This is a genomic window from Syntrophobotulus glycolicus DSM 8271 (assembly GCF_000190635.1).
GTDB classification, from domain to species: domain Bacteria; phylum Bacillota; class Desulfitobacteriia; order Desulfitobacteriales; family Syntrophobotulaceae; genus Syntrophobotulus; species Syntrophobotulus glycolicus.
Genome location: NC_015172.1, coordinates 2,146,389 through 2,170,808 on the forward strand (window position 1 = coordinate 2,146,389; position 24,420 = coordinate 2,170,808).

Here is a 24,420-nt window from a genome sequence, read left to right on the forward strand (position 1 = left end):
CTTTCCTGAATTAAAAAAAGATTTATTGTGCAACGCCCTCACGGGCAATTCTGCCGTTTTTCATCACAAGCACTTTATCGGAAATTCTATAGGCACCGGCTTTATGATGCGTGATCAAAAGACATCCGAATCGGTACTCTTTATGATAGGCTTCAAGCAAACCCAAAACCGAATTTTGGGAAATTAAATCCAGCCCGCCCAATACCTCGTCAAGCACAAGATATTTGGGGTGCACGGATAAGGCGCGAAGCAGGGACAGCCTTCGCTGTTCACCGCCTGAAAGTTGTTTTGTCGGTACTTTCAGAAGCTTTTTATCCATTCCCACAAGTGACATCAGTTCAAAAATGCGTTTTTTCCTTTCGGATTTGCTCAGGCCGGTTAAGTTAACAAGAGCTTCTTCAACATTATGATAAACCGAAAGCTTTGGGTTCAGTGTTCCGCCGGTATCTTGAAACACAGCCTGGATTTTGCTGCGGAACTGACGGTATTCAGACGGCTTTAACTCCGGAACACTGCGGCCATCCAACACAACCTTGCCGGAATCAGGTTTTTCAATTCCTAAAACGATTCTCGCCAGCGTGCTTTTGCCTGTTCCTGATTCACCGGTTACGGATACCAATTGGCCGGGTGATATTTTCAAATTGATATCAGACAGCACACTGAACATCGCGCCCTTATGATCGGAGTAGTTCTTATTCAAGCGTTCAATTCGTATTCCGTCCATATGAAGTTCCTTTCTTCCACTTTTCTATGGGCTGCCGCAAATTCTCTTGTCCACTTTTCCCGCGGTGCCGAAAGCAGTTTTTCCATCGTCCCTGTTTCAGTTATTTTGCCATGCTCCATGACAAACACGGTTTCACATAGTGCACTTAAAGCGTCAACATCATGTGAAAGGAAAAGAATACCCGTCTTTTCTCTCTGCTTTTTCAAAATCCGCGTCAATATTTCCCGGTTATCCTCATCCAGCGCACTTGTCGGTTCATCTGCCAGTATGTATTCCGGTTGGAGGGCCAGCATCAAGGCCACGGCGATCCGCTGCAGCATCCCCCCTGATAATTGCCCCGGATAACTTCGGAGAATTCTTTTGCAGTCTTTTAAATTAAGCGCCATCAGCTTTTCTGCATTTAAACTGTCAGCATCACTTTTGGAAATTCCGAGACGAATAGAAAGGGTTTCCCTCATCTGTGTGCCGATTTTCACTCTCGGATCAAATGCAGTCATGGGATTTTGGGGAATAAACCCGATGGTTTTACCGCATAATTCCCTCCGTTCCTTTGTGCCCAATTTGCTTATCTCCTCGTTATCCACTACAATACGTCCTTTAATCATAGAACAATTTCTGTCCAGCATTCCCATAATGCTTTTCAGCAGAGTTGTTTTCCCTGAACCGGAGGCTCCGGTCAAACCTATTATGTGGCCCGACGCAACAGCAAGAGAAGCATTGTCAAGCAGCAGCATGCCGTTTCTGGCTTTAACCGATAAACCATCGACTTTAAGCATAATAGCCACCTTCTTTCGAGGCTGCACGTCCAAGCAAATGAAAAGACAGTGTGCTCAAAAAAATGAATACCACAGGATAAAGCGTCAGTCCCGGATAAGACAGCATCATCTGGTTGGAATCAGACACCATTGACCCCCAATCAATAACATGATCACCGAGGCCAAGGCCAATAAATGAGAATCCGACAATCGCCAGCACCATATCCGCGCAGGATAAGCAAATAAACCTTATCACGTCCGAAACCAGATTAGGCAGTATCTGCCAGAACAAAACTCTCAGCCTTCCCGCACCGGAGGTAACAGCACACATAACATAGGCACGGCCCATTTCAATTTCGGCTCTTGTTTTGACTAATTTGATCAGTCGCAAAAAGAGCGAGAGAGTGATGGCAACCAGCATTGTTAAAATACCATTACCCCAGGCGGCTATAAAAATAATTAAGTAGGCGATGGGCGGAATTGCGGTTACAGCATTCAAAATGCTTTCAAACAATACTCCCTGTTTGTCTTTAGGCCTGCTGATCAGCAATCCGGTAACCATACCTAAAATGGCGACACAAAGACAGCCGAGTGCAACAATTCCGATGGTTGTTCTGCCTCCGTACAAAAGACGGGAAAGTGTACATCTTCCAAGAATATCGGTGCCAAGCGGATACGCTGAACAAGGCCGCACCAGTCTGTTTGCCATATCAGCAAAATACGGATCGTTTGGCGCAAACAAATATCCAAAGCAGCACAAAGCTAAAACCAAGATTGGACCACCTATCTGTAAGATCTTTATTCGTTTCATTCTTTTGCCTCCTTGATACGAATATCCCGTCTGAGATACCATTGAAGAATTGTTGCCGCAAAATCAAGCAGCACAAGCATGATGGCAAGAAACAGTACGGAGGCGTGGATAAGGGGAGCATCACGATTAATCACGCTGTGTACAATCAAATAGCCGAGCCCCGGTAGTGAAAACACACGCTCAACAATTGCAGCCCCCGCCAGACAAAGTCCGATCATCTGAGCAAAATTCGGCACTAAATCAATGACCGCATGCGGCAGAGCGTGAAAAAGCAATATCCGCTCTTCCTTCAACCCTCTGCATCGCGCGAAAAAAACATAATCCTCATTCATTTCTTTTTCTAAGCTTCCGGCAAGCATTTGTGAGTAAAACGCAGCCCCGCCGACCGACAGGCAAAGCGCGGCAGGCAGATACTTCATCAGTCCGGTGTTGCCCGTAACCGAAATAAAATCGGACTGAAAAGCAAAATACTGGATAAAGAGCAGCGCGAGATAGAAAGCAGGAATAGAAATCCCAATAATACTGAGTACAGTCAGGGCCTTTCCCGCCAGTCTTTCTCTTGTCAAGTATTGCAGACAGCCGAACAACAGCACACCGCTTATCATTAAAACGGCTGAAACACCAACCACGCGCAGACTTACCGGAATTGACTTGGAAAGCTCCGTTAAAACAGGTTTACCGCTTGCCAGGGAAATGCCGAATTCGCCGCCGAGGGCATCCTTTACCCATGTGAAATATTGAATCGCCAAAGGCTTATCGAGCCCCAATTCTATCCGAGCTGCGGTAATTTGTTCTTCTGTGACAATTGCCGAATTGCGCATCACATAAGCGGCCGCAGGATCTACCGGCGATAAACGCATAAGCATAAAGGACAGCAAGGTGACAAACAACAAAGAAAATATCATCACTGATATTCTCCTTGCCATGTAACGCCACTGTTTTACCTTCAACATCTGCCACCTCTGGTATTACTTGATTAAGTTAGCTCATTCTAACTTTGCCGCAATAAAAAATGCCCCGGGACGGGTGCATTAACCTGAAATAACCATACCCCATATGTACAATAGCATAACGTGGAACAAAAACGTTAATCCCCAAAGTCGGATTCAGTCCCTTGAAGACAAAATTTTCTTCTGTAGTCGGAAGGGGATAATTTCATTGCCTTTTGAAAAACCGACGAAAACTTGGCCGGATTTTTGTAGCCTATTTTTTCGGATATTTCAGCTATACTTAATGAAGAATTTCTGAGCATTTCGGCAGCCGCCTGCAATCTGTACTCCCGCATATAGGTAAGAATCGGAACACCATAGATCCCTTTAAAGCATAATTTCATAGAAGTTATAGGGATAGAGAATTTTTTAGATAATTCAACGAGTTTATAACGATTTTCCAGATGTTCAATTAAGAATTTCCGCATCTCTTTTATGGTATCCACCTGAGGCTTGTAAAAATACTGTCTTTTCTCAGTTATTTTTGTCTCATCAATAGAACTTAAAAACATAAAAAGTTCCACAAGTTTGAGCTTAATATATCCCTCACGCATTTCATCCGGCGCATTATACAGCTCAGAAAAAATATGTTGGATTGAATCTGTCGCCCGCATAATGAAGCGGCCGGTATCCGATGCGGTTTTCTTTCGGATTCGTTCAAAATCTATTTTGACATTTCCTAAAGTGTCAAACAGCTTTTTTAAGGTTATGGAGGCCTTGGGAATATCGATAGCAATGGAAATTCCATGGTAATGCGAAAGCGGAAAACATAAGGAATCTCCCGGGTAGGCCACCATATTTATCGTTAAATCTCCCTCGCCCAAATATTCACAGCCGCCTGACTTAAACTCACATTCAGCCCGACCCTCGCGGCAGTGATTAATTTCCATAATATCGGCATTCGACATATTTTGGCGCTTAAACCCATCAGACATGTGGAAATCATTGTAATAGACTTCAACACCCGGAAAGATGCTGTAATATGTAATCACTCCGTTACCTGTTTTATTTTCAATGTAGTATACAGTACAAATCTCGTTTTGCGATAGTACACGCATTTCATTTCCGGTCAGTTCTGTTTTTATACGGTTATCCGAACAATAACTTGCCGATTTATTTTTATGTCTCTTTACTCGCGCATCTCTGGGCTTTTCTGCGTCTGCAGGTATTGCCCATGAATGTCCAAAGCGAACAACGCCATCAATACGGTTTTCATCACACAGTCTTTGGATGCGGCGTTCAGAAATATCCCAATTTCCGGCTGCTTCTTTAATCGAAATATAATTAAACATGATTTCCTCCCGATCAGTGATGGGTAGATTATATACGGGAAAACGAAGACCTGAATGTCGTATGTTTCGCAATTTCAGCTAAATTGTATGCGATTTGCTCCGGTTTCTGGACTGCCAACGCTAGAATGGATCAACTCATCGTTTTCTTTTTGCGGATTAGATTTTGACTCAATACGAACACCGGTTTACTTGTAAAACCGGCCCGTCTTTATTCATCTATTAACACTCTGGAAACTCTGCTTTCGGTTCTGTCAATGATTTCTTGCGGATACCCCAGGTACTTCATAATCTTGATTGCATTTTTGGTCTTAGAGCTTCCTCCTTTTATTTTATAATCAAAAGAGATTTCCTTTTCGCTGATTTTTTCTGTAAAATAACAACATTGAAATACCCCTTCTAAAATTTCGGTAATTTCGAAATCATGCGTCGCTATTATTGTCAGAGCATGATTATGGGCCAGATAATTTAAGATTTCTGCCGAGGCATTAATTCGTTCAAGCGAATTCGTTCCCCGGAACATTTCATCGATAATACATAAACAAGGAAATTGACCCTCTGCTGCTGTTTTTACTATTTTCATCAAAGTCTCTGCTTCGGCCAGGTAGAAACTTTTACCCCCGACCAGATTATCTCCTTTACTGATAGATGTCATCAACTGAACAAAATGACCCCGGTAAGATTTGGCTAGACAGGTTCCTATCGTCTGGGCAAACAGGGCGTTTACCCCCAGGGTTCTTAAAAAGGTGGATTTTCCGGACATATTGCAGCCGGTAAGGATCACTCCGGCCTTTTCAATTTTTAAAGAGTTTGGAACCGGTTTTTGCAGAAGAGGATGAACCGCGTCAATCATTTCTATTGTTGCCGATTCTTTGCCTTGATCCGCAAGGTTATGATTAAAGACCGGTTCTGCATATTGACTGAGACTCTCCCGGTATGAGGCAATGGACAACAGCGCATCAATCTCACCGATAAGCAGATAGATGTTTCTCAAATGTTTCTGATTTTTCTTCAATTCATCCCTAACCGCATAAAAATTGCGCACGTCAATTAAAAAATAAATATTGACATATTCATAGATCGCTTTAACTGCCAGCTCCGTAGTGTCGGGAACAAATTTACCTGCTCTTTTCATCATTTTCGAGCAGAATTTCAATTCACCAGCTATTTTTTCTCCGTATTCCCTTTTCATTACCTGATCTTCAATCCTGGCGACCTTTTGGGCTGTCCCTAACAATGAGGCCAGATACCCCATAGCATAAAGCTCAGCCTCAATTACTTTTTTTAAACGGTAATAAATTAAAGCATTAATACAAGACACTCCCAAAATCCCCAATATCCCGATTTTGGGAATCAGAAATATGACCAGCAAGGCCAGTAATCCCATCACCGAAAATAGCATCCTGTACCGGCTCTGAGGAGGCAAATCTTCCCCAATCAAGGTCGTAATATATGCTCCAGCCTGCCTGCCTAAACGATCGAGCCTAATCTGAATTTTTTCCCTTACTTCCCTCTCCCGCTGGAAATCATTAATCAGATTTATTCTTTGCTCAATCCGCTTCTGTTCAAAAAGCGGCACTCTTAACATCTGATATAAAACCTGTTCTCCCGGAGAAGTCAGGGTTCGATCCAACGTTAAGAAAATTTTCTGCATGTCAAGATCATCCCAGGTCTGATCTTCCAGATAAAACTGCCTTTCTTTCTCATACAATGGGCGCTGCATTTTGAATAGTTTTTCTATATCATTGAAAAACCTTGTTCTGTCATCTTTTCGCCCCCACCTGTCTCTTAACGTTTTAAGCTTACGGTTGAACACCAGCTTACGGTGACAATAATAGCCGGCAGCCACCAAAGGTGGTATGATCGCCCATAAATAATAATACATATGGGTTACCGTATGTCCCAAGGTATATCCGAAATAGCTTAAGGCCAAACAACAGCCGGCCAGGATAATTTCTGCGAGTTTATAAGTCTGTTCATTTCTGTCATTTTTCTCCTGGTTCTCCGCATACCGGCGTACTCGTCTCTTCTTTTCTTGCACTCCTAGCCTCCCCTTTTCTTCGGACTAATCAATCTAATCAATTTATTTGTCGATACGGATTTCCGCAGGCTGATCATCGATACTGCTGCGATTGATGTTAACAGCTTGCCTTGCCATTTTACCTTTTTGCTCAAATACGCATCCAATCTCTAAAGAATTCCACACTATTTTTTGTTTTCCTTTCGATTTATTGTCTTTTCCGTCTGATCTATACCGTTCCTATGAGAACTTTAGACAGCTTGTCCCAAATTCGTCACCGGTGACGAATTTTGGACAAGCTGTCTAGAAGATAACTAAAAAGCTAACCTAATTTAGTAGTGAAAACAATTGACTTACCGCTTGCTCTGGGTCATTTGGAAAAAGATAGAAACAGCACAAGAGACTCTAACATGATTATACTTTATAAACATATTTTACTAGAATTAAAAAAATATATAAAAGTACAAACTAATGCTATGATTAAAAGATTTTTATTCTATGGATTTATCGGTTGGTGTACCGAAATCATGTGGACCGGTTTGAATTCCTTGATGGAAGGCGACCTTCGTCTGATGGGTTTCACTAATCTTTGGATGTTTCTGATCTATGGCTGTGCTGTCTTTCTAGAACCTTTACATGATCGGATCACAGGCTGGAGGTGGCCAATACGTGGTTTATTGTGGTTGATGATGATTTGGGGGATAGAATATCTGAGCGGTCTCATCCTGATCAGCATCCTGGGGGTCTACCCGTGGCGTTATACCGATCCTCTGGCCGTAAACGGTTTAATCACCTTGAGTTTTGCACCGGTTTGGTTCATCGGAGGACTGCTCTTTGAAAAGCTACACCTTATCTTGGACCATACTGAAATCCAAACCCGGTTTTCTTTCCATCGACCAAAGAACCCTAAAGAAAATCTTTAGGGCAGGTACCTTTTCGATTTTAAATGATGTTTTTAGCAAACATTCCTAAACAACGATTAAACAAATCGGGTTCTTCCCAGAATGGGAGATGGCCGCTCTGATCGAACCAGTTGAATTGAACCTGCGGGGGTAACTGTTCATATTTAAACAGCACCCTCCTTTGATTATCTCTAATAGAGATTTTTCGTTAAACTACTCTTCAAAAGATAGATTTTGGGGATAATCTGCAAACACCTCATGAGGATCAAATTCAGTGGCCGGTACATTGCGGTCTACCTCCTGAACGCTGACGTTATCCAGCCACACTTGCCCTTTGCCGGTCAGTAGTACTCCGATATTGAGAATGGCTGCATTTTCAGGTACATCCAATACACAGGAATAGTGGTTCCATTCCGTTGTTCCGACAATTGGCCGACTTTGCATATTATCCAGTTTCAAGGCGACGCTTAAAGCACTATCTATCCTCATCCATAATCCACACCAGCCAGCGACATCCTGAGTTTTTACGAAACCGGAAAAACGAACTCTCTTGTCCAAGAATTTTTTGGCGCTAAATTGCTGCATGATCGTTGCGTATTCCCCAATCCCAAATTCATCGGCAATGGATTTTATCGTTGAAGATTTTGTGCCTGTGTTATAAATTTTATGGTCAATACTTACTTGATATTTTTCAGGGGCCGTCCCTGTTATCATCCATCCTTTGATTTCTGTCTGATTATTCATATTGGCACCCCCTGTAATTAAATCCTTAATCGCTGTCCTGTATTTTCCTGGCGGTAATTGATAAACGCTTTTAAAAGCTCTTGTAAAAGCCTCCTGCGACTCGAAACGGAAATTCACGGCAATGTCGAGTATAGAAATGTTAGTGGTAAGCAGGAGAGATGCGGCGTTTGCGAGTCTGCGTTTTCTAATGTAGTCATATATTGGCATGCCGATTTCGCTTTGAAATGTCCTGTGAAAATAAAACTTTGAAAACCCAGTGATATTCGCAATTTTATCTAAAGACAATTTTTCGCACAAATTCATCTCAATATAATTTATCGCAGTCTGAATTTCCTGACTGTGCGTCACCACCTTCACTTCCTTACGCTAAGCATTATAACATGGAATCCTGTTACATATTTGATTATTCTTGCCTTCTTATTAATTCAAGACTTGATCATATTATTGTTTGGGTTATGCGGGATTGCGTCTTTCCCGTTGAAAGCGGTAAAGACAGTATAACCATGATTTTATTGCTGTCCATTGTGAAAATCTCCTGAATTTAGGGGGTTAGGATTGCTCTTATCTATGTGAAAAGCCCCAAACGCGGTAGGCCATTGCCGCGTCGGGGCTTGGAAATTTTTGTAGAATTGTTCACGGTTTTGGGGTATAATATTTGTTTAGAAATGATGATGGAGGTCCAGTACATGAAGCAAGTTGTTTTTGGCGGATTGCTATTTGTCGGCGGTAGCGTTATCCTTGTCATGGGACAAAGTGAAGCTCCATACATTGGTGCTTTTTTTATGTTGGTAGGCTTGGCCGTTGGCATATTTGGCTTGATGCGCAAAGAGAAATAACTCGTTGGAAACGGCGGGACAAATGCTGCGGTTACATTATGGAAACGGACACGAACCTTCCAAGAGAAAAAGCCATTGAATTACTCAATGGCTTTGATGTTCTTTGCCCCAACTGCGGCGCGGCCTTACCATCCTTGAATAATTTCTAGAAGAATTATTACTCCGCATACCAATATGATTGCTAATAATGATAAGATTAAATAACTGTCCTCGCTCAAGAACCTCGCGATGAGGGGATCATTGTATCTGGATTTCAGGTAATACATTCCGGTTTCTTTATCATACTGGTATCCGGCATAAGTGATGTTGTTATTGACATTTCCCGTTTGTTCCAGGATGTTGCCAAAGGCGTCATAGTAATAGCTTTATTAAAAAGAAAGGGCGGTGAATGATTATTTATTTCAAAATAGTACCTTACCCGTGCGAAATAACTTCCGGAATTATTATTGCCGCCAAGATTAATAGTGTAATTATTAATGTGAAAATTAATCTAATCACCTTTTTTCTCTTTTTAGGATCAGATTTTGAGTCAAGATATGCACCGATCATGATTAGAATAACTGCAATAAAAGCTATTATTGTTATAAGCAAAATTAACCAAGGATAATATGATTTGAAAAGCTCAGCTGTTTGTAAGAATTTTGCAAAAGCAGCTAATATTATACCTGGAACTAAAAGCCATTGACCGTATCTTATTATGTTATGATGCTTATTTGGTTTGTGCAAAAGTTCAAAAACTAACAAAACACCTAAAATTAACACAAAAATTATATAAACTGGTGCGGGTAAATAACTAAATGTCATATAATCGTACTCCTCCGATTATTTAAAAAATGTTCTTTTTATATAGTTCCCCGTAAGTCCTACCAATGTTCCGACTACAATACCCGTAACAAGTGATCCTCCTAATGCAGCAGTTACTCCTCCTACCACAGCCCCAACAGCTACCGCAGCCGCTTTATAAAAGTTATTTCCTTGATAACTCTGGTAGTCATCAATAACATCTATTGCAACAGAAACAACTGGTACTGTGCGTTTTGTAACTTTCAATACATCCGCAACGGTTGAGGCTTTTGGCAATGCATTTATCTTACGTTCGAGTGCTTCATTAACTGATTCTGTAACGGTATTTTTAAATAATTCCTTAGTTATAGTCCCTAACCCCACCGCGGTCGTTCCACCAGGACCTGCTGAACTGCCTGAATTACTGGAATTATTATTTGTACTGCTATTTGTTTTGCCGCTCGAATTGCTATTTGTTTTGCTGCTTGAGTTAGAGTTAGAGTTAGAGTTAACATTATTCGACGGTTTTGAAGAAGTATTTGAACTTCCTGTTGACGAGCTTGAAGAACCGTTTTGCGGCCTGTACTTTGTTACATCTATTTTTGTTCCTACAGACATGGTATTAGGGTCACCGGAATAATTCAGTTCTTTCCAATTACCTCCCCAGCCCGTGTAGTAATTAGCCAGGCTCCATAAGGTATCCCCGGGTTCGGCTGTCTCATATACTCTTCCGTTTACAATTGTTTGTTTCCAACGTCCGCTTGGATCAAAATACATCAACGGTTCATTATGACAATACGTATAGAGATTTAAACTTAACGGATCATTTTGATCTCCCCAATAACTGTCCTCGCTCAAGAACCTCGCGATGATGGGATCATAGTATCTGGATTGCAGGTAATACATTCCGGTTTCTTTATCATACTGGTATCCGGAATAAGTGATGTTGTTATTGACATTTCCCATTTGTTCCAGGATGTTGCCAAAGGCATCATAGTAGTATGTTGCCTGTATCGTTCCGGTGGCATCTATCAGTGCGGTTACATCTGCGTGCCCATTGTACATGTAGTAAAGGGTTGTTCCCTGAACTGTGCGGGAGATGAGGTTGGTCCCGTAGAGGTTTCGGGCTATCTGATTGCCCAGCCCGTCCAGTTCCAGAACGATCTTGTCTCCCTCATACACATATTTCGCCACTTGCCCGTTGACATCCTTCCGCACTCTAAACCCTTCGCCGTTGTAGGCGTTGGTCACGTTGGTTCCGTCAGGCATACCGGTTCCGATAAGTCTGTTTAAAGAGTCAAAGGTATTGGTCATTGTTTCGGTTGTCCCGGCAATGCCGTTTTGATATGCAGTGGTGCTTACATTGAGTTGATTTCCGTTATGATCATAGGCATAACTGACCGTTTTGGCTGTTACCCCGTTTAGAGCTGTCACCAGTCCGGTAAGCCTGTTCTGTGTGTTATAGGTATAAACATCGAGAATCGTGCTGCCCTGATATGTTTCCGTTTGAGTCAACCTGTTCCCCGCCCCATCAAAGGTATAGCCGGTTATTTTCGAGCTGGGTTCAGTGACGGTCTCCAGCCTGTTGAGCGGATCATAGGTATACGTTGTGGTGCCTTTGCCGTCTGTCTTGGAGATCATGTTGCCGGCTGCATCATAGGTATAGGTATAAGCGTCGATGACCGTTTGATCGGCTTTTTTGTTGGTCAGAGTACGGAGCCATCCATTATCATAGTAGGCATATTCTTCGCTGAAACCGTCCGGATAGATCGTCATATGTTTGCTGCCATTGTCATAATAAGTATAGTTCGTTGTCTGTCCACCGGAAGTGACACTGAGAATTCGTCCGGCCTGATCCGAGATTTTGGCTGTTACATTATTCTTAGGATCGGTGCTGATCTCAGCCACCTGACCTTGAGGCAAATCGGCTAGGCTATCATATAGGAACGTCATCGTCCCGATATCCGGAACTTCTTTCGTTTTTACCCGGTTTAAATGGCGGTCTTTCCCATGCCATCCGTTTTGATGTGAATATTGCCGGCATCATCATGTTGATCTGGGTTTCATTTTTCGCTTCTTTAATGTAAAATTATTCTAATAAAAAAATATGTTACCATTTTAACTTAATGCAATATTTTAGTTTCTCAAATTATCTCTAATTATTCTGTATCCAGAAAAGCGGGCGTAAAATGTGTTTATATTTGCTACGATAAAAAACGAAAAAAAGCGCGGAAAACTTGAGGAATTATACATAGCTCAAGCTTCTTCGATGTATAAAGTGGCTTACAGAATTCTAGATGATGAATATTTGGCCCAGGATGCTGTTCATGAAGCTTTTATCAACATCTCAAATAATTTTGAAAAAATCATGCAAACTGACTGTAATAAAATGGGTGCTTTATTAATTATTATAGTTAGAAACGTTTCCATCAATATGTATAACCGGAGAAAAAAATCGGGCTTTTCTTATGAAGAACTGGGAGAAGAAATATCTGATTCAGGACCGGGCATTGAAGAAATTCTAATGAATAAAGAAATGTTTTCTATAGTAGTAGAAAAAATTAAAGAATTACATCCCTCTTATGCCGATATTCTTTCTTTAAAATATTTTTATCACTATGAAGATAGTGAAGTATGCCGAATTTTGAGTATCACACCAGAAAATTTTAGAACCCGGCTCCACCGGGCACGACATAGTTTGATCACTTTATTATCTCGGGAGCAGGAGGGAAAAAATCGTGAGTGAACGTGAATTAGCGAAGCCCCAAGCAGAAGAAAAAATCCTGGAAGCGCTCTTCGAATACGCTGCCGCCTGTCATGTTGATAATATAATGGCCGAGTATCCGGTTGAAGCGAGTTCTGATTTTGTCTTTCCATCTGAGTTTGAACGAAGAATGAAAAAGCTCATTGCCAGACATAACAGAAAAGAACTTTTAAAGAACATAAGGAAAAAGACGATCAAGATATTGCCTAGAGCGGTAATTTTCTTATTCGTATTGATCGGAAGTTTTACAATAGTCGTGGCCAGTGTTGAAGCCTTGAGAGTGAAAGCATTAAATATCATCATGAATATCCAGAGTCAATATACCAGTATTGAAGTAAAGAATAAGAATAACGGTCAAACGGAACAGATTAAGGAGCAAATACCGCAGAACTGGAATGGATATGCTCCTACCTATGTTCCGCATGGATTTAAAGTCGATAGAACAGAAAAACGTGAGATGAAGGAATCTATTTACTTTACCAATGAACAAGGCCAAATCATTGAATTTATCCGGTATTTAGCCGGCGACACAGACTTAAGAATAGATACGGAAGGTGCTTCTGTTCAAGATACTTCAATACACAATAAGGATGCTCTTTTAGCTGAGAAAGCAGGATTTATCACTATTGCCTGGAAGGAAGAATATCTCTTTTCTCTGATCGGAGAAGCAGATAAAGCAGAGATGATTAAAATGGCCGAAAGCATTGTAAAAAAATAATGAAAATTTTTCCTGAAAAAGTGTAACAAAAAGCCTCCCTTATTTGTTTATTTGGATGAAAGGCTAAATGGAGGGTGGTGATTAATTTATGACCAAAAGGATATCTTTATCCAAGGATACGAATGGAAAATGGTATATCATTGGATCAACATGGAATCTTGCCCCGGGAAGCAAGCCGTAATTCGCAGCAAACTCACACAGTTATTTCTAAAAACGATACTAGACGGCAACATTTACTAAAAAGATTTGAAGAACTTTAAAAATGAAGGTGTGTAATGATGAATAAAAAGAGATTATTCAAACCGCTTCCAATAGGTGCGGTTGTATTATCCTTAGCTGTTGTGCTATTCGGGAATGTTAATCATGTTTATTCTAAGACTAGTCATTCAGATAGGGAAATTGCGATTAAAGATTTAGCTGTCGAAAATTTTAATATTGACACAACAAAAGTCAAACAACTTTATAGGAGCGATTTACGCGGTGATAGTAATGTTGTGTCTAACGAAATAAAAAATAAAACATTGTTTGCTTTTACAGAACTAATTAAAAATGGGGGGTTAAAAGAAGGGGATTATACCCCAGTCTATTTCTTGGAAGGTAACAATGTTTCAATAGCAGTCAAGCATGCTGATGGCTCTATGACAATGACAAACTACGATATATCAGGAGATGGAGAACCTTCTATAATTAGTGAAGATTCTAAAAAGGCAAGATGAGTGGCGAACAAATGAATAAAAAGGGATATTTTTTAACTATTGGAGGAGTATTAGCCCTATCAATTGTATTATTGATCACATTTCAGAGTAGTGCTTTTTCTGATGATGTCATCAAAAAAAGCAGCAAATTTATTGAAGTAGAGACAACCCTCAAAGACTTGGCTATAAAAACTTTTGATATTAATATAAATAATGTTAAGGTTCTTTATCATCGCGATGTGTTTAATGATAAAGTTACCAAAGAAAGTGCCGATTTAAGATCCAGACTATCATCTGCCCTTGCTATGTTGACGGATGATAAGATTTTCGTACCTGGTGATAAAATTCCAATATATTTTCTTGAAGGAAGCAATATGGCTTCCATAGCAATAAAGCATGTTGATTGGACTGTCTCTCTAACAAAATTTGACATATCGGAAACAGAACCCGTGAAAATCAATCATATCGTTAAGGAGGCAAAATAATGGGCATTTTAAAAAACAGATTTTTCATTAATATCTTTATCCAAAGATATTAATGAAAAATGGCATATTGTTGGATTAATAACACCCATAACTAAAAGAAGCATTCGCGCAAAACGAATGCTTCTTATCTTACCTGGCAACCTGCTATTTTCCCGTAAAGTATCGTCGCCCCTGGAGGTCTTAACTTCCGTGTTCGGGATGGGAACGGGTGGTACCCCTCCGGTATTGTCACCAGATCACTTGAAGGCCTTTGCCTTTATCCGGGATGTTCAAATTCCTTTGCCATCCCTGGCTGTGTTCCTTCAAAACTGCACAGAGCTTTTTACATAGGTTTCTTTATCTTCCTTTAGGTCAAGACCTCGACCGATTAGTACCGGTCCGCTCCACACGTCACCGTGCTTCCACTTCCGGCCTATCTACCTGATCTTCTTTCAGGGGTCTTACTAGCTTTCGCTATGGGAAATCTCATCTTAAGGCCGGTTTCACGCTTAGATGCTTTCAGCGTTTATCCGATCCGGATTTAGCTACCCAGCTATGCACCTGGCGGTACAACTGGTACACCAGTGATCCGTCCATCCCGGTCCTCTCGTACTAGGGACAGATCCTCTCAAATTTCCTGCGCCTGCGACGGATAGGGACCGAACTGTCTCACGACGTTCTGAACCCAGCTCACGTACCACTTTAATGGGCGAACAGCCCAACCCTTGGGACCTACTACAGCCCCAGGATGTGATGAGCCGACATCGAGGTGCCAAACCTCCCCGTCGATGTGAACTCTTGGGGGAGATAAGCCTGTTATCCCCAGGGTAGCTTTTATCCGTTGAGCGATGGCCCTTCCACTCGGTACCACCGGATCACTAAGCCCTACTTTCGTACCAGCTCGACTTGTTTGTCTCTCTGTTAAGCTCCCTTTTGCCTTTACACTCTTCGCGCGATTTCCACCCGCGCTGAGGGAACCTTTGGGCGCCTCCGTTACTCTTTAGGAGGCGACCGCCCCAGTCAAACCGCCCGCCTGACAATGTCCAATGTCCCGCTTAGGGACACTTGTTAGAATTTCAGTACAAAAAGAGTGGTATCCCACCGGCGGCTCCCCGAATACTGGCGTACTCGGCTCTCTGCCTCCCACCTATCCTGTACATTTTATACCAAAATCCAATGTCAAGCTACAGTAAAGCTCCATGGGGTCTTTCTGTCCTGTCGCAGGTAACCCGCATCTTCACGGGTATTACAATTTCGCCGAGTCCCTTGTTGAGACAGTGTCCAGATCGTTACGCCTTTCGTGCGGGTCGGAACTTACCCGACAAGGAATTTCGCTACCTTAGGACCGTTATAGTTACGGCCGCCGTTTACTGGGGCTTCAATTCAATGCTTCGCCTTACGGCTAACATCTCCTCTTAACCTTCCAGCACCGGGCAGGCGTCAGCCCCTATACTTCTCCTTACGGATTTGCAGGGACCTGTGTTTTTGTTAAACAGTCGCCTGGACTGATTCTCTGCGGCTCTATTTCTAGAGCACCCCTTCTCCCAAAGTTACGGGGTCATTTTGCCGAGTTCCTTAACAAGGGTTATCTCGCGCGCCTTAGGATTCTCTCCTCATCTACCTGTGTCGGTTTACGGTACGGGCACCTTCTCTCTCACTAGAGGCTTTTCTTGACAGTTTGAACTCTGCGCTTCGCTACTTTTTTTCGCTCCCCATCACTGCTCAAGGTTTCGCACTGCGGATTTGCCTGCAGCACCCTCTTGCAGCTTGGACGTGCTCTACCAGTCACACGCTCGCTTTGTCCTCCTGTGTCACCCCATCGCTCAAACAATCAAAGGTGGTATTGGAATTTCAACCAATTGTCCATCACCTACGCCTTTCGGCCTCAGCTTAGGTCCCGACTTACCCTGGGCGGACGAGCCTTCCCCAGGAAACCTTGGATTTTCGGCGGGAAGGATTCTCACCTTCCTTTTCGCATACTCATACCGGCATTCTCTCTTGTCACTGCTCCACCAAACTTTACAGTTCAACTTCTACGCTGTGACAATGCTCCTCTACCCAAGGAATCGATTCATTAAACCCTCAGCTCTCTTTGCTTTTTCCCTGAGTCCATTTGGAAATTTTGCTTCTGTCTTATTCTTTCTCTATTCTGTGGCAAAATTTCTAATGTCGTTCTCTCTTCTGAAGTCTTAATGAATCGATCCCTTGCCGTGGCTTCGGTGTGACGCTTGAGCCCCGTTACATTTTCGGCGCAGAACCACTCGACCAGTGAGCTATTACGCACTCTTTAAATGGTGGCTGCTTCTGAGCCAACATCCTGGTTGTCCGGGCGGTTCCACATCCTTTCCCACTTAGCGTCTCTTAGGGACCTTAGCCGTCGGTCTGGGCTGTTTCCCTTTTGACTATGAAGCTTAGCCCCCACAGTCTGACTCCCAATTTCTTATATCTGGTATTCGCAGTTTGATAAGGTTCGGTAACCGATAAGGCCCCTAGCCTATTCAGTGCTCTACCCCCAGATACCATTCATTGAGGCTAGCCCTAAAGCTATTTCGAGGAGTACCAGCTATTTCCGTGTTCGATTGGCATTTCACCCCTACCCACAACTCATCCCCTGCCTTTTCAACGACAGTGGGTTCGAGCCTCCAGTGGGTTTTACCCCACCTTCACTCTGGCCATGGGTAGATCACACGGTTTCGGGTCTGCAACATGCAACTCGACGCCCTATTCAGACTCGCTTTCGCTTCGGCTCCATATCTTTAATACTTAACCTCGCTGCATATCACAACTCGCCGGTTCATTCTACAAAAGGCACGCCATCACACAATTGCTTGTGCTTTGACTGCTTGTAAGCATACGGTTTCAGGTTCTATTTCACTCCCCTCCCGGGGTGCTTTTCACCTTTCCCTCACGGTACTTGTTCGCTATCGGTCGCTAAGGAGTATTTAGCCTTGGGGGGTGGTCCCCCCTGCTTCCCACGGGATTCCTCGTGCCCCGCGGTACTCAGGATCCTGCCTCCGATTCTAAACTTTTCGCCTACAGGGGTTTTACCTTCTTTGCCCGAACTTTCCAGTTCGCTTCGCCTAAGTTTATCTTCTTTATTGGCAGTCCTACAACCCCACACTCCGAAGAGTCTGGTTTGGGCTCTTCCCCTTTCGCTCGCCGCTACTCAGGGAATCGATTTTTCTTTCTTTTCCTCCGGGTACTTAGATGTTTCAGTTCCCCGGCTTGTCTTCACATAACTATGGATTCATTATGTGATAACCGGATATGACTCCGGTTGGGTTGCCCCATTCGGGTACCCACGGGTCGTCGCCTGCTTACGGCTCTCCGTGGCATTTCGCTGCTGACCGCGCCCTTCTTCGACTCTTAGCGCCTAGGCATCCACCGTATGCCCTTTCTATCTTGACCTATTCCTAATCTTTTTACGGATTAGTCAGTTAGATTCTTCTTCCTACGCTTTTTTCTCTGTGCAGTTTTCAAAGAACTGGATGCCCTTTGTGTCGTGTAGGACACGGATGTCCGGGAACGACCTAAAAGAACTCTAGACACATGGATGTGTCTGGTTAAATGCGTCATGGATGACGTTAGCATTTAACTTCCTTTTTGATTGACCGTTTATTGTTTTGGTGGAGGTAAGCGGGATCGAACCGCTGACCCCCTGCTTGCAAGGCAGGTGCTCTCCCAGCTGAGCTATACCCCCACGTCTTTGTTGATAAATGGTGGGCCTGGGTGGACTCGAACCACCGACCTCACGCTTATCAGGCGTGCGCTCTAACCAGCTGAGCTACAAGCCCATTTTTTTACGGTCACTCAAAACTAAACAGCGGAATGGACAAACTTAAACTCGTCTTGCTCTAGGGTTAAGGCTCTTACACCCATCCCCTATGCACCGACCTGGAAGTGGACTACTTAAAGTCCGGTTCTCCCTAGAAAGGAGGTGATCCAGCCGCACCTTCCGATACGGCTACCTTGTTACGACTTCACCCCAATCATCTGCCCCACCTTCGACGGCTGGCTCCCTTAGGTTACCTCACCGGCTTCGGGTGTTGCAAACTTTCGTGGTGTGACGGGCGGTGTGTACAAGGCCCGGGAACGTATTCACCGCAGTGTGCTGACCTGCGATTACTAGCGATTCCGACTTCATGATCTCGAGTTGCAGAGATCAATCCGAACTACGAACGGCTTTCTCGGATTTGCTCCACCTCTCGGCTTCGCTTCCGTCTGTACCGCCCATTGTAGCACGTGTGTAGCCCAAGACATAAGGGGCATGATGATTTGACGTCATCCCCACCTTCCTCCGGTTTGTCACCGGCAGTCTATCTAGAGTCCTCAGCTTTACCTGTTAGTAACTAAATATAGGGGTTGCGCTCGTTGCGGGACTTAACCCAACATCTCACGACACGAGCTGACGACAACCATGCACCACCTGTCTTACAGTTCCCCGAAAGGCACTCCCGAATCTCTTCGGGATTCTGTAGATGTCAAGCCTTGGTAAGGTTCTTCGCGTTGCGTCGAATTAAACCACATGCTCCACCGCTTGTGCGGGCCCCCGTCAATTCCTTTGAGTTTCAACCTTGCGGCCGTACTCCCCAGGCGGAGTGCTTATTGTGTTAACTGCGGCACAGAAGGGGTCGATACCCTCTACACCTAGCACTCATCGTTTACGGCGTGGACTACCAGGGTATCTAATCCTGTTCGCTCCCCACGCTTTCGCGCCTCAGCGTCAGTTACAGTCCAGAAAGTCGCCTTCGCCACTGGTGTTCCTCCACATATCTACGCATTTCACCGCTACACGTGGAATTCCACTTTCCTCTCCTGTCCTCAAGCCGTACAGTTTCCAATGCTTTACGGAGTTAAGCTCCGCACTTTCACATCAGACTTATACAGCCGCCTACGCGCCCTTTACGCCCAATAATTCCGGACAACGCTCGCCCCCTACGTATTACCGCGGCTGCTGGCACGTAGTTAGCCGGGGCTTCCTCGTCAGGTACCGTCAGGTATATGCATTATTTACACATATACGGTTCGTCCCTGACAACAGTACTTTACAACCCGAAAGCCTTCTTCATACACGCGGCGTTGCTCCGTCAGACTTTCGTCCATTGCGGAAGATTCCCCACTGCTGCCTCCCGTAGGAGTCTGGGCCGTGTCTCAGTCCCAGTGTGGCCGTTTACCCTCTCAGGCCGGCTACTGATCGTCGCCTTGGTAGGCTTTTACTCTACCAACCAGCTAATCAGACGCGGGTCCACCCTCTTGCACTAGCATATTCAGAGGCCAGCTTTCCTTCCGGTAAGATGCCTTACCAAAAGCTTATCCGGCATTAGCAGTCGTTTCCAACTGTTATTCCGGTCATGAGGACAGGTTACCCACGCGTTACTCACCCGTTCGCCACTAAGAATATCAATTCGCAAGCTTCCTCAATATTCTCCGTTCGACTTGCATGTGTTAGGCACGCCGCCAGCGTTCGTCCTGAGCCAGGATCAAACTCTCCATAAAAATCGGAACTTGCGTTCCTATTTAAACACCGGATTGCTCCCTGTGTTCTCTTCTTTTTATGAGAATCCAATTCGCTCTACTTTTTCGCTTAGCTTTTGTTTCTCTTTTTTTGACGAGTTCTTGTTTGTCTTTTTCCTTGCTGTTCAGTTTTCAATGACCTTGCGTTCTCTTGCTTTCGCCGCTTTTTCGGCTCCCTGGCCTGAGGCGCTTTATTATATTATCATTGAGCACAGATACTGTCAACACCAAAATACAAATAATCTTTTTTTCCGGCTTCACTTTGAAAATCAAAAGCCTTCTGCCGCAATGTGACATCAAGCAGAAGGCTTCAACAATACAGGGACCTGTTAAAGAATACAAGAACAGAGCCACGAAAGGGCGATCAGCTTATTGGGGCAAATAACGCGAATCAACCAGATTATTCACCAAAGCTGTGGTATCGACTTCATCTTTGATCATTTGGTTTTGTTTAAGCAGCTCAGCCGATTGTTTCAAATTGGTGATCGTCGATTCATCCATTTTGATCCCAAAATCATATTTTGGGTACAAAGCCTGAACGATTTTAATGTCCAATTTATTGAATTTTGCTGCCAGGTTCAATGCTTCTTCCTGGTTTGCTGAAACCCAGGTCAGCGTTTGCTGATGCAGCTCCAGGAATTTTTTGACTACTTCAGGGTATTTCTGGACAAACTCCGTTCTGGCCGCAATAAAGGTTTCCCCGGGGATCAGTCCTTCAGCGGTTGTAATCAGGGTAACCTTCTTTGAAGCAAGGGCACTTGTCAATAGGGGATCAGGAATAATGGCCGCATCAACCTGCTTCTGCATGACCGCATTGGCCGCTTCCGGTGAAGCCAGGCTCTCTATCTCCACATCTTCGGCTTTCAGGTTTGCCTTGGCCAAAGCTTTTAACAACATTTCATGCAGCATGGTATTTTTTTGCAGGGCAATTTTTTTCCCTTTCAGGTCCGCAAGCTCGCTGATCCCGCTTTCCGTGCCGGCGACCAAACCGATTGCCTTGGGGAAGCTGGAAAACTTGGAAATAAACTTGATGTCATTCCCGTTGGATTTGGTCACTAAGCCGGTAACATAGTTTAATGAGGTGGCAATATCAATTGATTTTGCCGCTAAAGCTTCTGTTGTTGCCGGACCCTCCAATTCCACCCACTTAATCGTTATTCCTTCTTGCGCAAACTCTTCTTCGAAGGTTTTCTTCTCCAGCGCTGCAATCGAAGGAACGTTAATTGGCCTGGTCGCGTAGGAGACATTGACGACTGTCGGCTTTTCCGGTGCCTTGTCCTGGTTTGTACTGCATCCCACCGGAGAAACCAAAAGCATCAGCCCGACCAAAAGAAGCATTAATCTTTTTAATTTACCCATAAGTACTCCTCCAGATATCAACGATGTATTCAGCATCTTATTGCGAATCATCATTCTTTTCATTGTTATTCTCTCCATTTGGCGAATACCCTGCAAAATTTATGGCCTGATCGAAATTAATTTGGAGAATTCTCCTCTCCTGGCTGATCGTCAGTCTTTCCCTGGCATTTATCTGATGTGCTCAGTGAGGTATTTTTTCAGCCTGATCAATTCCCCGCTGTCCGGATCTCTCGGATAAGGCAGATTGATTGGGATGATTTCCTTTACCTGACCCGGCGCGGGAGTCATCACCAGAACCTTTTGGCTTAAAAGCAAAGCTTCTCCGATATCATGCGTCACAAAGAGGATTGTCTTGTTTGTTTCCTTCCAGATCCCCAAAAGCTCATGCTGCATTTTTGCTCTGGTTTGCGCATCCAACGCTGAAAATGGCTCATCCATCAGCAATACCTTGGGATGAAAAGCCAGGGCCCGGGCGATGGCCGCTCTTTGGGCCATTCCGCCGGACAGTTCATGCGGGTAAGCTTTTTTCACATGCTCCAGGCCGACCATTCGCAGAATGTTTTCCACTGAAACACCTGTCAAGTGCGCATGATCCTTCAGACCGAAAGAAACATTTTTTTCGACCGTCAGCCAGGGGAAAAGCCTAGGCTCCTGAAAAACCATAGCCCTGTCAAATCCGGGGGCGCTTGTTTTTCGGCCTTCGATCTCAACCTCCCCCGCCGTCGGCAGCTCCAGTCCGGCTATGATCCTGAGCAAAGTGGTTTTTCCGCAGCCGCTTTGCCCAATGATCGCGGTAAATTCCTTCGTTTGGCATTCAAAACGAATCCCTCTCAGCGCTTCAACCTTCCCCCGCTTACTTTCATAGGTTTTATGAATATTGTTGATTTGCAAGAGAGAAGCGCTATTGGGGATCTTTTCTAAACTTTTTTCCATGGCATCAAACCCGCTTCTGTTTTTAACAGGATTCCGTCGATTACTATCCCGGCAATCCCTATGGTAAAAATCCCCACAAACATCATATCGGGCTGAGAGCTTTGACGCGCCTGGGTGATCAGTGCTCCGATCCCTGTCGATGCGGCAATCAGTTCAGCCCCCACCAGCGCCCGCCAGCAATTGCTCATGCCCAGACGCAGGCCCACAAAAATAGGCATGGTTGCCGAAGGGATATAGACTCTTTTAATCATTTGTCCCGGCGTAAGCATAAAGGCCCTTCCCACTTCCACTAATTTGGGATCAACACTTTTTACCCCATAAACCGTATTCAAAAAAATCGGAAAAAACGAGGCATAGGTAATCACCGCAACTTTGGACGCTTCCTCAATCCCCAGCCAAAGAATAAATAAGGGAATCCAGGCTATTGGAGGAATATGCTGAAGAAATGACAATGTCGGGTTAAGCCATTGCGCAAAGCTTTTCGTTTTGCCGATCAGAATGCCCGCCGGTACGGCGAGAACTGCCGCCAGACAGAAGCCATAAGCCAATCTGCCCAGACTGGCCATGAGATGTTCAAGCAGGGTTCCATTTTCAAGCATCAACCAGCCGGCCACATAGATTTTTGAAGGAGACGGGACCAGAAAATTATCTACCAAACCCTTTCGGGCCGCTATTTCCCACGCGAAAATCAAAAACAATGGAAACATTGCCCCTTTAACCATTACCTTTATTCTTTTTTCCCCTTTTTTTAAGGGGCCTGCCTCAATATTTTTCTCCATTAAAAATCAACCTTAAACACCTTACTCATAAAAAATACAACCGGAACCCTTCTGCTTTCATCCGATCAGGACTTATACGATCTGTCCGTTTCCGTATATCGTATACTTTACTGTCGTCAGCTCCGGAAGCGCCATGGGACCGCGGGCATGCAGCTTCTGCGTGCTGATCCCAATCTCGGCCCCAAACCCGAACCGGTTCCCGTCCGTAAATCTGGTTGAGGCATTCACATACACCGCCGCCGCATCGATTTCATTCAAGAACCTTTGGGCCGCCGAATAGTCTTCCGTGATGATGGTTTCCGAATGTTTTGTTCCGTACTGATAAATATGGTCCAATGCTTCATCAAGGTCCTTGACCACCTTGACACTGATCACCAGATCGAGATATTCCGTACCCCAGTCTTCCTGCTTTGCCCTGACGGCCTCGCTCCATATCCCCGTGGTTTTTTCGCATCCCCTGATCTCAACCCCGAACCGGCGGAATCTCTCACCGATCAGCGGCAGAAAGTCTTCGGCAATCGCTTCCTCAACAAGAAGGGTTTCCAGAGAATTGCACACTCCGGGATTCTGGGTCTTGGAGTTAAAGACGATTTCCACCGCCTGCTCCAGATTGGCTTTGTGGTGAACAAAAGCATGGCAGAGACCGGTTCCCGTTTCGATCACCGGTATTCTGGAGTTCTCAAGGACACTTTGGATCAACCCCGCCCCGCCCCGGGGAATAATGACATCGATAAATTTGTTCATTTGCATCAGCTGCAGGACATATTCTCTGTCCGTTAAGGTGACCAGCTGAATACTGCCTTCAGGCATGCCGGCTCTGACTGCGGCTTCTTTGATCACTTCGGCCAGAACGATGTTGCTTTGGATCGCTTCCGATCCTCCCCGCAGAATGCAGGCGTTCCCCGATTTTAAGCAGAGTGCGGCAGCATCGACCGTCACATTGGGGCGGGCCTCATAAATCATGGCAATCACCCCTAAAGGCACTCTTGATTTCTGGATTCGCAGCCCATTGGGCCTGGTCCAGAATTCCCCGCCTCCGACCGGATCAGGAAGATTGACCACTTCCTGAAGAGCATTGCTCATTCCCTCAATCGCTTTTTCCGTCAAAAGCAAACGGTTAACCAAACTGCTGCGCAGCCCTTTTTCCTGTGCCGCTTTAATATCGAGAGCATTGGCCTCCAGTATTCTCTCCTTATGGGCCAGCAAAGCCTCCGCCATCGCGGATAAAGCCTGATTCTTGGCCTGCGTCCCGGCAAATGCCAGCTTCCGGGCTGCCGCTTTCGCTCTTTCTCCGATCGCGACCAGCCTTTCATCAATCCTGTCCGTCATGGTTATACCCCT

Annotated in this window: 19 protein-coding genes, 2 tRNA genes, 3 rRNA genes and 1 pseudogene; 6 read left to right on the forward strand and 19 right to left on the reverse strand. The window is 44.4% G+C overall.

Features of this window, described 5'->3' with window-relative positions; genetic code table 11:
• Positions 1 to 22 precede the first annotated feature (22 nt).
• The 6 genes from SGLY_RS10590 to SGLY_RS10615 form a co-directional block, all read right to left on the reverse strand.
• Positions 23 to 724 carry an ATP-binding cassette domain-containing protein gene (locus tag SGLY_RS10590; protein WP_013625287.1) on the reverse strand — a complete coding sequence of 234 codons (702 nt, stop codon included), beginning with the start codon at positions 722 to 724 and terminating at the stop codon, positions 23 to 25.
• Positions 697 to 1,500, reverse strand: coding sequence for an ATP-binding cassette domain-containing protein (locus SGLY_RS10595; protein WP_013625288.1), 804 nt, complete (start codon positions 1,498 to 1,500; stop codon positions 697 to 699). Before SGLY_RS10595 ends, SGLY_RS10590 begins: the two co-directional genes overlap by 28 nt.
• The gene (locus tag SGLY_RS10600; RefSeq protein ID WP_013625289.1) at positions 1,493 to 2,290 is read right to left on the reverse strand and encodes an ABC transporter permease; all 798 of its coding nucleotides are present in this window, start codon (positions 2,288 to 2,290) and stop codon (positions 1,493 to 1,495) included. Before SGLY_RS10600 ends, SGLY_RS10595 begins: the two co-directional genes overlap by 8 nt.
• A complete protein-coding gene (locus SGLY_RS10605) occupies positions 2,287 to 3,243 on the reverse strand; it encodes an ABC transporter permease (RefSeq protein ID WP_013625290.1) in 957 nt (318 codons plus the stop codon). The genes SGLY_RS10600 and SGLY_RS10605 overlap by 4 nt, the downstream gene beginning before the upstream one ends.
• 134 nt (positions 3,244 to 3,377) lie before the next feature.
• Complete coding sequence (locus SGLY_RS10610; RefSeq protein ID WP_148228124.1) at positions 3,378 to 4,571, reverse strand: helix-turn-helix domain-containing protein; 1,194 nt, start codon at positions 4,569 to 4,571, stop codon at positions 3,378 to 3,380.
• A 208-nt stretch (positions 4,572 to 4,779) separates the two neighbouring features.
• Positions 4,780 to 6,609 carry a MutS-related protein gene (locus SGLY_RS10615; protein WP_013625292.1) on the reverse strand — a complete coding sequence of 610 codons (1,830 nt, stop codon included), beginning with the start codon at positions 6,607 to 6,609 and terminating at the stop codon, positions 4,780 to 4,782.
• A 389-nt stretch (positions 6,610 to 6,998) separates the two neighbouring features.
• On the opposite strand from SGLY_RS10615, the gene SGLY_RS10620 reads away from it, so the two are divergent.
• Positions 6,999 to 7,511, forward strand: coding sequence for a putative ABC transporter permease (locus SGLY_RS10620; protein WP_013625293.1), 513 nt, complete (start codon positions 6,999 to 7,001; stop codon positions 7,509 to 7,511).
• Positions 7,512 to 7,703: 192 nt separating this feature from the next.
• Here the strand turns inward: SGLY_RS10620 and SGLY_RS10625 are convergent, their stop codons facing one another.
• Positions 7,704 to 8,582 carry a helix-turn-helix domain-containing protein gene (locus SGLY_RS10625; protein ID WP_041444782.1) on the reverse strand — a complete coding sequence of 293 codons (879 nt, stop codon included), beginning with the start codon at positions 8,580 to 8,582 and terminating at the stop codon, positions 7,704 to 7,706.
• Positions 8,583 to 8,920: 338 nt separating this feature from the next.
• Here SGLY_RS10625 and SGLY_RS18160 point away from each other — a divergent pair, with 338 nt between their 5' ends.
• Positions 8,921 to 9,070, forward strand: coding sequence for a hypothetical protein (locus SGLY_RS18160; protein ID WP_013625295.1), 150 nt, complete (start codon positions 8,921 to 8,923; stop codon positions 9,068 to 9,070).
• A gap of 125 nt (positions 9,071 to 9,195) precedes the next feature.
• Here the strand turns inward: SGLY_RS18160 and SGLY_RS17595 are convergent.
• From SGLY_RS17595 to SGLY_RS10635, 3 genes and pseudogenes are all read right to left on the reverse strand, one after another.
• Positions 9,196 to 9,414 (reverse strand): annotated as a pseudogene (locus SGLY_RS17595) (RHS repeat-associated core domain-containing protein); the annotation flags it as partial.
• 70 nt (positions 9,415 to 9,484) lie between these two features.
• Complete coding sequence (locus SGLY_RS10630) at positions 9,485 to 9,874, reverse strand: hypothetical protein (RefSeq protein WP_013625296.1); 390 nt, start codon at positions 9,872 to 9,874, stop codon at positions 9,485 to 9,487.
• Between the two features lie 18 nt (positions 9,875 to 9,892).
• The gene (locus tag SGLY_RS10635) at positions 9,893 to 11,806 is read right to left on the reverse strand and encodes an RHS repeat-associated core domain-containing protein (RefSeq protein ID WP_013625297.1); all 1,914 of its coding nucleotides are present in this window, start codon (positions 11,804 to 11,806) and stop codon (positions 9,893 to 9,895) included.
• 238 nt (positions 11,807 to 12,044) lie between these two features.
• Between SGLY_RS10635 and SGLY_RS10640 the strand changes: the two genes are divergently transcribed.
• The 4 genes from SGLY_RS10640 (at position 12,045) to SGLY_RS10655 (ending at position 14,515) form a co-directional block, all read left to right on the forward strand.
• Positions 12,045 to 12,599 (forward strand): RNA polymerase sigma factor, encoded by a 555-nt coding sequence (locus SGLY_RS10640; protein WP_013625298.1) that lies wholly within the window; start codon positions 12,045 to 12,047, stop codon positions 12,597 to 12,599.
• Entirely contained in the window at positions 12,592 to 13,335 is a 744-nt protein-coding gene (locus tag SGLY_RS10645; RefSeq protein WP_013625299.1) for a DUF4367 domain-containing protein, read from the forward strand. The genes SGLY_RS10640 and SGLY_RS10645 overlap by 8 nt, the downstream gene beginning before the upstream one ends.
• A gap of 275 nt (positions 13,336 to 13,610) precedes the next feature.
• Positions 13,611 to 14,051 carry a hypothetical protein gene (locus SGLY_RS10650; RefSeq protein WP_013625300.1) on the forward strand — a complete coding sequence of 147 codons (441 nt, stop codon included), beginning with the start codon at positions 13,611 to 13,613 and terminating at the stop codon, positions 14,049 to 14,051.
• A gap of 11 nt (positions 14,052 to 14,062) precedes the next feature.
• Positions 14,063 to 14,515, forward strand: coding sequence for a hypothetical protein (locus SGLY_RS10655; protein WP_148228126.1), 453 nt, complete (start codon positions 14,063 to 14,065; stop codon positions 14,513 to 14,515).
• Positions 14,516 to 14,646: 131 nt separating this feature from the next.
• On the opposite strand, the gene rrf is transcribed toward SGLY_RS10655, so the two are convergent.
• The 9 genes from rrf to SGLY_RS10705 form a co-directional block, all read right to left on the reverse strand.
• Positions 14,647 to 14,751, reverse strand: a 5S ribosomal RNA gene (gene rrf / locus SGLY_RS10660).
• Between the two features lie 111 nt (positions 14,752 to 14,862).
• Positions 14,863 to 17,902: ribosomal RNA gene (locus SGLY_RS10665) — 23S ribosomal RNA — on the reverse strand.
• A gap of 216 nt (positions 17,903 to 18,118) precedes the next feature.
• A tRNA-Ala gene (locus SGLY_RS10670) sits at positions 18,119 to 18,194 on the reverse strand.
• Positions 18,195 to 18,211: 17 nt separating this feature from the next.
• Positions 18,212 to 18,288 (reverse strand) — tRNA-Ile (locus tag SGLY_RS10675).
• A gap of 136 nt (positions 18,289 to 18,424) precedes the next feature.
• Positions 18,425 to 19,990, reverse strand: a 16S ribosomal RNA gene (locus SGLY_RS10680).
• The 16S, 23S and 5S rRNA genes sit together here with 2 tRNA genes alongside, the layout of an rRNA operon.
• Before the next feature lie 387 nt (positions 19,991 to 20,377).
• Positions 20,378 to 21,367: an ABC transporter substrate-binding protein gene (locus SGLY_RS10690; protein WP_013625302.1), complete on the reverse strand. Its 990-nt coding sequence runs from the start codon at positions 21,365 to 21,367 to the stop codon at positions 20,378 to 20,380.
• Positions 21,368 to 21,535: 168 nt separating this feature from the next.
• Positions 21,536 to 22,300, reverse strand: coding sequence for an ABC transporter ATP-binding protein (locus SGLY_RS10695; RefSeq protein WP_013625303.1), 765 nt, complete (start codon positions 22,298 to 22,300; stop codon positions 21,536 to 21,538).
• Positions 22,285 to 23,079: an ABC transporter permease gene (locus tag SGLY_RS10700; RefSeq protein WP_013625304.1), complete on the reverse strand. Its 795-nt coding sequence runs from the start codon at positions 23,077 to 23,079 to the stop codon at positions 22,285 to 22,287. Before SGLY_RS10700 ends, SGLY_RS10695 begins: the two co-directional genes overlap by 16 nt.
• A gap of 72 nt (positions 23,080 to 23,151) precedes the next feature.
• Positions 23,152 to 24,408 carry a glutamate-5-semialdehyde dehydrogenase gene (locus SGLY_RS10705; RefSeq protein ID WP_013625305.1) on the reverse strand — a complete coding sequence of 419 codons (1,257 nt, stop codon included), beginning with the start codon at positions 24,406 to 24,408 and terminating at the stop codon, positions 23,152 to 23,154.
• Positions 24,409 to 24,420 lie beyond the last annotated feature (12 nt).

Bases quoted from the DNA above. Each gene is read 5' to 3' on its own strand.
- SGLY_RS10690 (WP_013625302.1), bottom strand. From the start codon at position 21,367: ATGGGTAAATTAAAAAGATTAATGCTTCTTTTGGTCGGGCTGATGCTT.
- SGLY_RS10605 (WP_013625290.1), bottom strand. From the start codon at position 3,243: ATGTTGAAGGTAAAACAGTGGCGTTACATGGCAAGGAGAATATCAGTG.
- SGLY_RS10655 (WP_148228126.1), top strand. From the start codon at position 14,063: ATGAATAAAAAGGGATATTTTTTAACTATTGGAGGAGTATTAGCCCTA.
- SGLY_RS10635 (WP_013625297.1), bottom strand. From the start codon at position 11,806: ATGACGTTCCTATATGATAGCCTAGCCGATTTGCCTCAAGGTCAGGTG.
- SGLY_RS10630 (WP_013625296.1), bottom strand. From the start codon at position 9,874: ATGACATTTAGTTATTTACCCGCACCAGTTTATATAATTTTTGTGTTA.
- SGLY_RS10590 (WP_013625287.1), bottom strand. From the start codon at position 724: ATGGACGGAATACGAATTGAACGCTTGAATAAGAACTACTCCGATCAT.
- SGLY_RS10600 (WP_013625289.1), bottom strand. From the start codon at position 2,290: ATGAAACGAATAAAGATCTTACAGATAGGTGGTCCAATCTTGGTTTTA.
- SGLY_RS10705 (WP_013625305.1), bottom strand. From the start codon at position 24,408: ATGACGGACAGGATTGATGAAAGGCTGGTCGCGATCGGAGAAAGAGCG.
- SGLY_RS10610 (WP_148228124.1), bottom strand. From the start codon at position 4,571: ATGTTTAATTATATTTCGATTAAAGAAGCAGCCGGAAATTGGGATATT.
- SGLY_RS10700 (WP_013625304.1), bottom strand. From the start codon at position 23,079: ATGGAGAAAAATATTGAGGCAGGCCCCTTAAAAAAAGGGGAAAAAAGA.
- SGLY_RS10695 (WP_013625303.1), bottom strand. From the start codon at position 22,300: ATGGAAAAAAGTTTAGAAAAGATCCCCAATAGCGCTTCTCTCTTGCAA.
- SGLY_RS10620 (WP_013625293.1), top strand. From the start codon at position 6,999: ATGATTATACTTTATAAACATATTTTACTAGAATTAAAAAAATATATA.
- SGLY_RS10650 (WP_013625300.1), top strand. From the start codon at position 13,611: ATGATGAATAAAAAGAGATTATTCAAACCGCTTCCAATAGGTGCGGTT.
- SGLY_RS10595 (WP_013625288.1), bottom strand. From the start codon at position 1,500: ATGCTTAAAGTCGATGGTTTATCGGTTAAAGCCAGAAACGGCATGCTG.
- SGLY_RS18160 (WP_013625295.1), top strand. From the start codon at position 8,921: ATGAAGCAAGTTGTTTTTGGCGGATTGCTATTTGTCGGCGGTAGCGTT.